Origin of the sequence: Candidatus Burkholderia verschuerenii, assembly GCF_001189365.1 — a bacterium.
GTDB classification, from domain to species: Bacteria; Pseudomonadota; Gammaproteobacteria; order Burkholderiales; family Burkholderiaceae; genus Caballeronia; species Caballeronia verschuerenii.
In genome coordinates this window covers 1-10,879 of the sequence record NZ_LFJJ01000191.1, presented here as the reverse complement: position 1 = coordinate 10,879, position 10,879 = coordinate 1, and the positions used below count along the sequence as shown (strand labels likewise).

The window sequence follows — 10,879 nt, the reverse complement described above, 5'->3', positions numbered from 1 at the left end:
GGCACAACAATTTACCGCGAACTGCTGAAACTGGGTGCTACTTCGGCGGTAGCGCAATCCGTGGCGGCCAACAGCCGCCGCCTGTGGCACAACAGCCTGTCCGCACTACACAACGTGCTGACGATTGCCTACTTCGATCGTCTTGGCATGCCTCGCCTCACATAACCTCAACTTCCCGAACCGCCCGGTGCGGACCCGCACGCCGGGTGGTGTGGCAGGGTGGTGTGGCAGGGGACCGGCCAGCTTGCTGGCCGCCCCTATGCCGATTGGTATCCGTTATATCCGCGCGGGAAGTGCGCTTCGCAAGCGATCAGCACACACGTTCGCGCCGATGGCGACGCCCTGTGTTTTGTGCTTTACTGTCCGCTACAAAACCTAAAACACCCAACCCAACTGAACGCTCACGCGGCAGTCAAGGCAGGTGCAAGGCGCGCGGCTCGAAGCTGGACCTTCCCCTCAGGAGACAGTGAAATGGCGCTGAGCATCAGCCTGACGGTCAACGGCAAACCCGTGACCGCCACCGTCGAACCTCATACCTTGCTGGTCCAGTTTCTCCGCGAACAACTCCATCTCACCGGCACGCATATCGGCTGCGATACCGCGCAGTGCGGCGCGTGCACCGTCCATCTCGAAGGACGCGCGATCAAGTCGTGCAACATCCTCGCGGCGCAGGCGGACGGCATGAGCGTGACGACCATCGAAGGCATGGCGAAGGAGGGCCAGCTTCATCCGATGCAGGCGGCTTTCAAGGAGTGCCACGGATTTCAGTGCGGTTTCTGCACACCCGGCATGGTGATGAGCGCGAGCGCGCTGGCGGCGCAGTGTCCGTCGCTCTCCGAAGAAGAAGTCCGCGAACAGCTCGACGGCAATCTGTGCCGATGTACGGGCTATCACAACATCGTCAAAGCGGTGCTCCAGGGCGCTGAGGCCATGAAGGCCGACGCCTGATTCACGCCGATTCCCATCGAACACGATGTATCGCGCCTATCAACGGAGACCGCGATGAATGCCCCTGAACAGCACAAACTGATTGGCGCCGGCGTCAAGCGCAAGGAAGACTATCGCTTCCTGACGGGCGCGGGCCAGTACACCGACGATGTCGTTCTGCCGCAGCAAAGTTTCGGCGTGTTCCTGCGCTCGCCGCACGCGCACGCGAAGATCAAAAGCATCGATATCGACGCGGCGAAGCAGTCGCCGGGCGTGATCGGCATTTTCACCGGCAAGGATATGGCGGGCGAGAACGTCGGCGGCTTGCCGTGCGGCTGGCTGATCCACAGCACCGATGGCTCGCCGATGCACGAGCCGCCGCATCCGGTCATCGCGCACGACAAGGTGTTGTGCGTCGGCGATCAGGTGGCGCTTATCGTCGCGGAATCGGTCAAGGAAGCGAAGGACGCGCTCGAATTGATCGATGTCGATTACGATGTGCTCGATGCCGTCGTCGATACGGCAAGCGCATCCGACGCGGGCCGCTCGCTCGTGCACGACAGCGTGCCGAACAACGTCTGCTACAACTGGGGCCACGGCGACAAAGCCGCGACTGATGCCGCCTTCGCGCAAGCCGCGCACGTGACGACGCTCGATATCGTCAATCAGTGCCTCGTGCCGAACGCGATCGAACCGCGCGCCGTCAACGCGAGCTACTCGAAGCACGACGAAAGCTACACGGTCTACGTCGCGAATCAGAATCCGCACGTCGAGCGTTTGCTGATGGCGGCGTTCGTGTTGTCGCTGCCGGAATCGAAGTTGCGCGTGATTGCGCCGGACGTCGGCGGCGGCTTCGGCTCGAAGATTTTCCTGTATCCGGAAGATGTCGCGCTGACGTGGGCATCGAAGAAAGTCGGGCGGCCGATCAAGTGGACCGCCGAGCGCTCCGAAGCATTCTTGAGCGATGCACACGGCCGCGATCACGTCACCAAAGCCGAACTCGCGCTCGATAAAGACGGCAAGTTCACCGCGATGCGCGTGCACACGACGGCGAACATGGGCGCGTATCTGTCGACCTTCGCGTCGTCGATTCCGACCGTGCTCTACGCGACGTTGCTTGCCGGCCAATACACGACGCCCGCGATCTACGCCGAAGTGAAAGCGGTTTTCACCAACACCGTTCCCGTCGATGCCTATCGCGGCGCGGGCCGTCCGGAAGCGACGTATGTCGTCGAACGTCTGGTGGAAACGGCGGCGCGCGAGTTGAACATCGATCCGGTCGAATTGCGCCGCCGCAACTTTATCCGCACGTTTCCGTATGCGATGCCGGTCGGCCTCACTTACGACACCGGCGATTACGACGCCTGCCTCGATCGCGCGCTCGAACTCGCGGACGTCGCGGGCTTCGAGAAGCGCAAGGAAGCATCGAAGCAGAACGGCAAGCTGCGCGGCATCGGTTACTCGTGCTACATCGAGGCGTGCGGCCTTGCGCCATCGAATATAGCGGGCGCGCTGGGTGCGCGGGCGGGCTTGTTCGAAGCGGGCGAAGTGCGCGTGCATCCGACCGGTTCCGTCACCGTGTTCACCGGCTCGCACAGTCACGGGCAAGGGCACGAAACCACCTTCGCGCAAGTCGTCGCGGATCGGCTCGGCGTGCCGCTCGACAATATCGAAATCATTCACGGCGATACCGGGCGCATTCCGTTCGGCATGGGCACGTATGGATCGCGCTCGATTTCCGTCGGCGGCTCCGCGATCATGAAGGCGCTCGATAAAGTCGAAGCGAAGACGAAGAAAATCGCCGCGCATCTGATGGAAGCATCGGCGGAAGATATCGAGTTCGAGAACGGCGTGTTTCGCGTCGCGGGCACGGATCGCACGAAGAGCTTTGTCGATGTATCGCTCGCGGCGTATGTGCCGCACAACTTCCCGCTCGACAAGATGGAGCCGGGCCTCAACGAAAACTGCTTCTACGATCCGACCAACTTCACGTATCCGTCGGGCGCGTATATCTGCGAAGTCGAAGTCGATCCCGACACGGGCGAAACGCGCATCCAGAAGTTCACCGCCGTCGACGACTTCGGCAACGTGATCAATCCGATGATCGTCGAAGGACAAGTGCATGGCGGTCTCGGCCAAGGCATCGGCCAGGCGATGCTCGAACGCTGCGTCTACGACGACAGCACCGGGCAATTGCTGTCCGGCTCGTTCTTGGATTACGCGATGCCGCACGCCATCGATCTGCCGAACTTCACGGTGGAAACCGCGAAGGGCACGCCGTGCACGCACAATCCGTTGGGCGTGAAAGGCTGCGGCGAAGCGGGCGCGATCGGTTCGTCGCCCGCCGTCATCAACGCGATCCTCGATGCTCTCGCGCCGCTTGGCGTGAAGGACTTGCAGATGCCCGCGACGCCGCACCGCGTCTGGACCGCGATGCACGACGCTTCTTCCAACGCGTGACGGAGACGAGCCATGTACTCATTCGACTATCAGCGAGCCGATGAAGCGAAAGCGGCCGTCGCTGCGCTCTCCGGCAACGACGACGTGAAGTTTCTCGCCGGCGGACAAAGCCTGTTGCCGACGATGCGCCTGCGGCTCGCGCAACCGTCGGCGCTCGTGGATGTGACGCGCATCGCGTCGATGAAAAGCATCGCGCTCGATGGCGACAAACTCACCATCGGCGGCGCGATGTGCCATGCGGACGTCGCATCGAACGCCGATGTGAAGAAGGCGCTGCCGGGACTCGCGGACCTGGCGGGCCGCATCGGCGACAGACAAGTGCGCGAGCGCGGCACGATCGGCGGATCGCTGGCGAACGACGATCCGGCCGCGTGCTATCCGTCCGCCGTCCTCGCGCTGAACGCGACGGTCGTGACGGATCGCCGCCGATGATTTTTTCATCGACATGTACACGACCGCGCTCGAACCCGACGAGTTGATCGTCGCGGTCGAGTTTCCTTTGGCCGAGCGCGCCGGGTATGAAAAGTTTCGCAATCCCGCGTCGCATTTCGCGCTGGTCGGCGTGTTCGTCGCGAAGTTCAAGGACGGCAGCGCGCGCGTCGCCGTGACGGGCGCGGCGTCGTCGGTGTTTCGTCCGGCCGAACTGGAAGCGGCGTTGTCGAAGGACTTTTCGGTGGCGTCGGCGCGCGGCGTGACGATTGCGCCCGACGAACTCAACGACGACATGCACGCGAGCGCGGCGTATCGCGCGCATCTGATTCCGGTGCTGGCCGGGCGCGCCATCGAACGCGCCATGTCGTTCTAGACGGCGATGTCCGCGCGCGAGCCGCACTCCATCGACGACACGCTCGCGCGTTTGCGCGAGCAGCAGTACTTCGCCAGCCGCGAGCTCGCGACGGCGCTTTTTCTCGCGTTGAAGATGCAGCGTCCGCTGTTTCTCGAAGGCGAGCCGGGCGTCGGCAAGACCGAACTGGCGAAGGCGGCGGCGGGCTTGTGTGGCACGACGCTGTTGCGCCTGCAATGCTACGAAGGGCTCGATATGGCGAGCGCGTTGTACGAGTAGGACTATCAGCGTCAGATCATGGCGTTGCGGCTGGCGGAAGCATCGGGCGAAAAGCCGTCGAGCGATTCGCTGTATCGCGGCGAGTTCCTGCTGAAGCGTCCGCTGCTTCAGGCGCTGTTGCCCGATCCCGACGACGCCGATGCGCGCCGCGTGCTTTTGATCGATGAAATCGATCGCGCCGACGAGCCGTTCGAAGCGTTTTTGCTCGAATTGCTGTCGGATTTTCAGGTGTCGATTCCCGAGTACGGCACGGTGCGCGCCGCGCATCCGCCGCTCGTCGTGATGACGTCGAATCGCACGCGCGAAGTGCACGACGCGTTGAAGCGGCGCTGTCTGTATCAATGGATCGGCTATCCCGCGCGCGATGTCGAACTGGAGATCGTCGCGGCGCGCGCGCCCGAAGCGAGCCGCGATGTGCAGGCGAAGGCGGTCGCGTTCGTGCATCGGCTGCGCACGCTGGATTTGTTCAAGGCGCCGGGCGTGGCGGAAACCATCGACTGGTGTCGCGCCCTGGCGGCGTTGTCGGTGTCGGAACTCGATCCGCAATCGGTGCAGAACACGCTCGGCGTGCTGCTGAAGTATCAGGACGATCTCGCGCGCATGGACGCCGACACGCTCGCGCAATGCCTGACCGACGCGCGCGCGTGACGATGGAAACCTTCGCGCGCAACGTCGTGCATTTCGTGAGGCTCTTGCGCGGCGCGGGGCTCGGCATGTCGCCCGCGCACGCCGTCGATGCGCTCGATGCGTTGCGTCACATCGACCTCGATCGCCGCGACGATGTGCGCGCGACGCTCGCCTGCCTGCTCGTCCACGCGAACGACGAGCGCGAATTCTTCGATGCCGCCTTCGATCGCTTCTGGCGCGATCCCGATTGGGAAGGCAAGTTGCGCGCGCTGCTGCTGCCGAAAGTCACCGACGGCATGCCGCCGCCGAAGCGCAACAACCGTCTCGCCGATGCCTTGGCCGTGCGCGCCGCAGCTGCTTCGAAACCGCACGAAAGCGAATCGAAGCCGGTGCAGCTTCACGCGCGCATGAGTTTCAGCGCGCAGGAGCGTTTGAGTCATCGCGATTTCGACACGCTCAGCGCCGACGAATGGCGCACGCTGCGGCATCAGATTCGCGCGCATCGGATGCCGCTCGCGACCGAGCGCACGCGCAGGCTCAAGGCGGCATCGCGCGGCACGCACGCCGATCTGAAAGCAAGCGCGCGTCACGCCGTGCGATCGGGCGGCGACTGGATGGTGTGGAAGTATCGGAAGGCGGTGGAACGAAGACCGCCGCTCGTTTTGCTGCTCGACATTTCCGGTTCCATGAGCGCGTATTCGCGCGCCGTTCTCTACTTTTGTCACGCGCTGTTGCAATCGCGCGAGCGCTTGCAGGTGTTTCTGTTCGGCACGCGTCTGACGAATGCGACGCGTGCGCTGCGCGAGCGCGATCCGGATATCGCCATCGCCGCGCTCGGGCAAAACGTGGCAGATTGGTCGGGCGGCACGCGCATCGGCGCGACGCTCGCGGAGTTCAACCGGCGCTGGGCGCGCCGCGTGCTAGCGGGACGGGCGACCGTGCTCCTCGTGACCGACGGACTCGACCACGACGCCATCGACGTGCTCGATGCCGAAATGCAGCGCCTGAGCCGCTTCGCGCATCGGCTGGTGTGGCTGAACCCGCTGTTGAGATTCGCCGATTTCACGCCGCGCGCGCGAGGCGTGCGCGCGATCCTGCCGCACGTCGACGCGATGCTGGCGGCGCACAACCTCGACTGCCTGAGCGCCGTCGGACGCGAACTGGCGGCGCTCTCGAAGCGCGCGCCTGGGAAGCGCTCAACGACACGGCGATCCTGAAGGCGTGCATCCCCGGCTGCGACAGCATCGACGCGGACGGCGAGAATGTCTACAACGTCGCGATGACGGCGGCGGTCGGCCCGGTGAAGGCGCGTTTCAAGGGCCGCATGGAACTGACCGATATCGACGCGCCGCACACGTACACGATCGTCTTCGAAGGTCAGGGCGGCGCGGCCGGTTTCAGCAAGGGCAGCGCGAAGGTGAACCTGGAACCTGGCGACGACGCCGACACGACCCGGCTCAGCTACAGCGCGAATGCGCAGGTCGGCGGCAAGCTGGCGCAGATCGGTTCGCGGCTGGTGGACGGCGCGGCACGCAAGATCGCAGCGGAATTTTTCAAGCGATTCGGCGCGCAGCTTCAGAGTTCGGGAAACTCCGAAGCTTCATCGGATGCGCAGGATGTAGCCTCCGCCGATTCGAACAGCAGTGAAGTGCAGGAAAAAGGAAAGAAATCATGGACAGCGTGGATCTCGAAGTCCTGAAACACAGCGCGCGATGGCTCGACGAAGGGCATCGCGTGTTGCTCGTGACGGTGGTGAAGACGTGGGGCTCGTCGCCGCGTCCCGAAGGCGCGATGCTCGCCGTGCGCGCCGACGGCCATGTGGTCGGCTCGGTGTCGGGCGGCTGCATCGAAGACGATCTGATCGAGCGCGTGCGGCAGCGGGGCATCGAGCAAAGCCGGCCGGAAGCGGTGAAGTACGGCATCAGCGCGGAAGAGGCGCATCGCTTCGGCTTGCCGTGCGGCGGCACCATCCAGCTCGTGCTGGAGCCGTTGACGCTCGAGAGCGGCATCGCCGAACTGTGCGCGACTGTGGAAGCGGGCAAGCTCGTCGCGCGCACGCTCGACATGACGACGGGCGCGGCGCGTCTCGAACCCGCGCGCGCCACCGACGGCGTGCTGTTCGACGACGACAAGCTGCTGACGATCCACGGGCCGCGCTATCGGATGCTGGTGATCGGCGCGGGGCAGTTGTCGCGCTATCTGTGCAGCATCGCGGTGGGGCTCGATTATCAGGTAACGGTGTGTGATCCGCGCGAGGAGTACACGGACGAATGGGACGTGCCGGGCACGACGATCGTGCGCACCATGCCCGACGATATCGTGATGGACATGAAGCTCGACGAACGCTGCGCGGTGATTGCGCTCACGCACGATCCGAAGCTCGACGATCTCGCGCTGATGGAAGCGCTGAAAACGCCCGCGTTCTACGTCGGCGCGCTCGGCTCGCGGCGCAACAACGCGGCGCGGCGCGAACGGCTGAAGGAGTTCGATCTGAGCGAAGCCGAACTCGCGCGGCTGCACGGGCCGGTCGGCATCTATATCGGCAGCCGCACGCCGCCGGAAATCGCCGTGTCGATTCTCGCGGAAGTCATCGCGGCGAAAAACGGCGTGTCGCTGCCGGAACTGCTTCAGGTCGAAGGCGCGAAAGCCGTGCGCGAAGTCGCGGGCAAAGGCGAAACCTGCGGCGTCTGAATCAGATCAGGCCGCAGACGATCGCCGCGATCAGCGACACGCTGACGATCACCACGCCCGCCGTGCGGCGCTTGTTCAGCTCGGTCCACAGCAGCACGCCGGTCAGCGACAACAGCACGATGCTGCCCGCGAAGGTGTCGATCAGCAGCACCCAGCCGATGCTCAACCCCACGCCTTTGTGCAGGTTCGTCATCATCGCGAGGAAGGTGTTGTCGGTGCGCTTCACCGAGACGAAGTTGTTGCCGACCCAGTACTCGGCCTGCACGTTGCCGCCGGGCGTGGCGATCATCACCGACCACTGTTCGGGCTGAACCGCGCTCTTGTCGCCCCAGCCGACCGGATGCGACGGTTCCTTGCGCGTGCGCGCGAGCTTGCCGTCGAGCTTCAGTTCGCGTAGGTGCCGAGATCGCGCGGCGACTTGAGACCTTCGGCGGGCAGCGGCATTTGCATCTGCGAGACCTGCGGTTCGCCGGTGGAAATGCGCATCGGCGGCGCGCGATGGTTCAGCAGAAAACCGGTCACGCCGAACAGCAAGCCGAGCAGCGCGCCCCACAGACCGACCCAGCCGTGCACCTTGCGCAGCCATTTGAGGAAGGTCGAGCGGCGCGAGCGGTTTTTGCGCACGATCTGTTCGGCGTCGTCGACCAGACGGCCGTGCGGGCGGTATTGCGTCGAACCGCTCGTCGCGGACGACGGCGGATTGAGGGTGTCAGGCGCGTTCACGCGTCTCTCCAGAATCGGATTGGGCCGGCATTGCCGCGCCATCGACCGATCGGATCAAGTTACGCGCGTCGGTCGATGAGGGGCGGGCAGATGAGAATCGTTATCATTATATGCGCAAAATGGCATTTCAATGTTTTGCGAAATGCTGACAACGCCTTTATGTGACGAAAAATTTCAGACCGGCCAGAGCGGTCCTTCCTGCATCGCTCCGATTTGCTCGCGCAATTCGAGGATGCGATCTTCCCAATAGCGTTGCGTGTTGAACCACGGGAAGGCGGCGGGAAACGCCGGATCGGTCCAGCGGCGCGCGAGCCACGCGGAATAGTGAATCAGCCGCAGCGTGCGCAGCGCTTCGATCAGATGCAGTTCGCGCGAATCGAATTCGGCGAAATCCTCGTAACCGGCGAGCAGATCGGTGAGCGCGCGCGAGGCATCGGCGCGGCCGGCTGGCAGCAGGAGCCACAAGTCCTGAATGGCCGGGCCCATGCGGCTGTCGTCGAAATGGACGAAATGCGGACCGGCGTCGGTCCAGAGCACGTTGCTCGGATGGCAATCGCCGTGCAGGCGCAGATGCCGCACGTCGCCCGCGCGCTCGAAGCAGTGCGCGACGCCCTCCAGCACCATCGATACCGCGCGCTCCCACGTCTCGCGGACATCGGCGGGAACGAAGCCGTGCGTCAGCAGATAGTCGCGCGGTTCGTAGCCGAAGGTCTGGATATCGAGCGTCGGCCGCTCGCGATACGGCTCGAGCGCGCCCACCGCGTGAATGCGCCCGATGAAGCGTCCGAGCCATTCGAGCGTATCGGTGCGATCGAGATCGGGCGCGCGTCCGCCACGGCGATCGAATACGGAAAAACGGAAGCCGTCGAATTCGTTGAGCGTCGCGCCTTCGAGCGTGCGCGCGGGCACGGCGGGAATTTCGCGCGCGGCGAGGCTGGCGACGAACGCGTGTTCTTCGAGAATCGCCGCATTCGACCAGCGCGCCGGCCGATAAAACTTCGCGACGACCGGCGGCCCGTCTTCGACGCCGACCTGATAGACGCGATTTTCGTAACTGTTAAGCGGAAGCAGACGGCCATCGGTGCGCGCGCCGGTGGGCAGCAGGACGCTGTCGAGCGCATCGAGCACGCGTTCGGGCGTGAGGCCGGCGAACGGCGGCGCGCTGTCGTCGGCGGGCGCGGCCGGGGAATCGGAATGAGGTGAGTTCATTCCGGCATTGTGCCCCGCCTCGGGGCGGCTGGCATGCTCGGCGCGCGCTTGGTCATCGGCGTATGGCCGATGCGCGCGCGGGGACGTGTCCTCAATGCATGACCATGTTGGCCGGACGCACGACGTCGCCGGTATCGATCAGGTCTTCGAGGAAGAATGGCTCTGTATTGAGCGGCTTGGTCGCGCCAGGCTCGCCCGCGTACCACGCGACCATTGCCATGTCGCCGAGAATACGCATGACAATGCCGCGTGCGCCTTGCGGCACAGCGATATGCACGGAGCGGACGATCGAACCGATTTGCATGATGAATCCCCGTTTCAGCGCCGGCTGAGGATCGAAACGCCGGTCATTTATTTCACCAGCACAGGCTTTTCAAGGCGCGTGCACCCAATACAACCGACCGCGTCAGTGGTGCGCGACGCGCAGCAGGCACGGCCTTCATCAACGATTGCGTCCTTACTGTAGCGCAACGTTACGCGCGGATGGGAGGTCGATCACCCAAATTTGTTGCTAATCGCGGACGATTGGCAGCATTTACTGGTGATCGGCTCGCGCACACGCGTTTCGCATCAGGCTAAACCCTATGGAACCAACGCAAATGCCGGCTGCGCACGACCGTTTAGAAAGCGAACTGAAATAAGACGAAACTAAGGGTTTTTCGTGTCCGCTTAAAAACGTGACGCGCGAGGCCTTGCGGCGCAAGGCTCGGCGTCATGTAATCGTTTCCCGCCGGATCAAGTCGTGCAAATTGCATTCTCGCGGACGCCTATACTCGAATCGTCGGAGCGACACATCGCCGCGACGATTAAAGCTAAAAGCTGGACGATGGGAGACGCACCATGACGACGTACTTCACGATCGGCGACTTCATCCTGATCATCCCGATGGCGCTCGCCGGCGCGCTGTTTCTCGGGGCCATTCCCTGCGCGACGCACTTCAAGAATAACGCGCTGAGAGTTTTCGGCGCGCTGCTCGGCGTGTTCGTGGCATTTCTGCTGGTCGAGGGACTGCCCGCGCTAGTCTAGCGACAGGCAATCGGGATAGGGGCACGCCGACCCCTCCCACACCACCGTGCGTACGGGTCCGTACACGGCGGTTCGGATCAGTTGATCGGCGCTGGACCGACCGACGGCAGGCCCAGCGAACGGAAGTAACGATTGGACAACGCCTTGCTCAAT

Annotated in this window: 8 protein-coding genes and 4 pseudogenes; 9 read left to right on the top strand and 3 right to left on the bottom strand. The window is 63.9% G+C overall.

Annotated features, from left to right (window positions below; translation table 11 throughout):
• The 8 genes and pseudogenes from BVER_RS34485 to BVER_RS24040 all read left to right on the top strand — a co-directional run.
• Positions 1 to 165 (top strand): annotated as a pseudogene (locus tag BVER_RS34485) (group II intron reverse transcriptase/maturase); the annotation flags it as partial.
• 306 nt (positions 166 to 471) lie between these two features.
• Positions 472 to 948, top strand: coding sequence for a (2Fe-2S)-binding protein (locus BVER_RS24070; protein WP_050455419.1), 477 nt, complete (start codon positions 472 to 474; stop codon positions 946 to 948).
• Between the two features lie 54 nt (positions 949 to 1,002).
• Positions 1,003 to 3,387 (top strand): xanthine dehydrogenase family protein molybdopterin-binding subunit, encoded by a 2,385-nt coding sequence (locus BVER_RS24065; RefSeq protein WP_050455418.1) that lies wholly within the window; start codon positions 1,003 to 1,005, stop codon positions 3,385 to 3,387.
• Positions 3,388 to 3,399: 12 nt separating this feature from the next.
• Positions 3,400 to 4,192 (top strand): annotated as a pseudogene (locus tag BVER_RS24060) (FAD binding domain-containing protein).
• Between the two features lie 6 nt (positions 4,193 to 4,198).
• Positions 4,199 to 5,098, top strand: a pseudogene (locus BVER_RS24055) (AAA family ATPase).
• Complete coding sequence (locus BVER_RS24050) at positions 5,074 to 6,294, top strand: vWA domain-containing protein (protein WP_050455417.1); 1,221 nt, start codon at positions 5,074 to 5,076, stop codon at positions 6,292 to 6,294. The pseudogene BVER_RS24055 and the gene BVER_RS24050 overlap by 25 nt, the downstream one beginning before the upstream one ends.
• Positions 6,213 to 6,776 carry an SRPBCC family protein gene (locus BVER_RS24045; protein WP_050455420.1) on the top strand — a complete coding sequence of 188 codons (564 nt, stop codon included), beginning with the start codon at positions 6,213 to 6,215 and terminating at the stop codon, positions 6,774 to 6,776. Before BVER_RS24050 ends, BVER_RS24045 begins: the two co-directional genes overlap by 82 nt.
• A complete protein-coding gene (locus BVER_RS24040) occupies positions 6,749 to 7,768 on the top strand; it encodes an XdhC family protein (RefSeq protein ID WP_050455416.1) in 1,020 nt (339 codons plus the stop codon). Before BVER_RS24045 ends, BVER_RS24040 begins: the two co-directional genes overlap by 28 nt.
• A gap of 1 nt (position 7,769) precedes the next feature.
• Here the strand turns inward: BVER_RS24040 and BVER_RS24035 are convergent.
• From BVER_RS24035 to BVER_RS24025, 3 genes and pseudogenes are all read right to left on the bottom strand, one after another.
• Positions 7,770 to 8,491: pseudogene (locus BVER_RS24035) on the bottom strand (PepSY-associated TM helix domain-containing protein).
• Between the two features lie 174 nt (positions 8,492 to 8,665).
• Positions 8,666 to 9,700, bottom strand: coding sequence for a serine/threonine protein kinase (locus BVER_RS24030; protein ID WP_050455415.1), 1,035 nt, complete (start codon positions 9,698 to 9,700; stop codon positions 8,666 to 8,668).
• 91 nt (positions 9,701 to 9,791) lie between these two features.
• Positions 9,792 to 10,004: a hypothetical protein gene (locus BVER_RS24025; protein ID WP_050455414.1), complete on the bottom strand. Its 213-nt coding sequence runs from the start codon at positions 10,002 to 10,004 to the stop codon at positions 9,792 to 9,794.
• Between the two features lie 536 nt (positions 10,005 to 10,540).
• Here BVER_RS24025 and BVER_RS24020 point away from each other — a divergent pair.
• Complete coding sequence (locus tag BVER_RS24020) at positions 10,541 to 10,726, top strand: hypothetical protein (RefSeq protein ID WP_050455413.1); 186 nt, start codon at positions 10,541 to 10,543, stop codon at positions 10,724 to 10,726.
• Positions 10,727 to 10,879 lie beyond the last annotated feature (153 nt).

Coding starts and splice junctions, on each gene's coding strand:
- BVER_RS24070 (WP_050455419.1), top strand. CDS start 472: ATGGCGCTGAGCATCAGCCTGACGGTCAACGGCAAACCCGTGACCGCC.
- BVER_RS24065 (WP_050455418.1), top strand. CDS start 1,003: ATGAATGCCCCTGAACAGCACAAACTGATTGGCGCCGGCGTCAAGCGC.
- BVER_RS24050 (WP_050455417.1), top strand. CDS start 5,074: ATGCCTGACCGACGCGCGCGCGTGACGATGGAAACCTTCGCGCGCAAC.
- BVER_RS24040 (WP_050455416.1), top strand. CDS start 6,749: ATGGACAGCGTGGATCTCGAAGTCCTGAAACACAGCGCGCGATGGCTC.
- BVER_RS24030 (WP_050455415.1), bottom strand. CDS start 9,700: ATGAACTCACCTCATTCCGATTCCCCGGCCGCGCCCGCCGACGACAGC.
- BVER_RS24025 (WP_050455414.1), bottom strand. CDS start 10,004: ATGCAAATCGGTTCGATCGTCCGCTCCGTGCATATCGCTGTGCCGCAA.
- BVER_RS24020 (WP_050455413.1), top strand. CDS start 10,541: ATGACGACGTACTTCACGATCGGCGACTTCATCCTGATCATCCCGATG.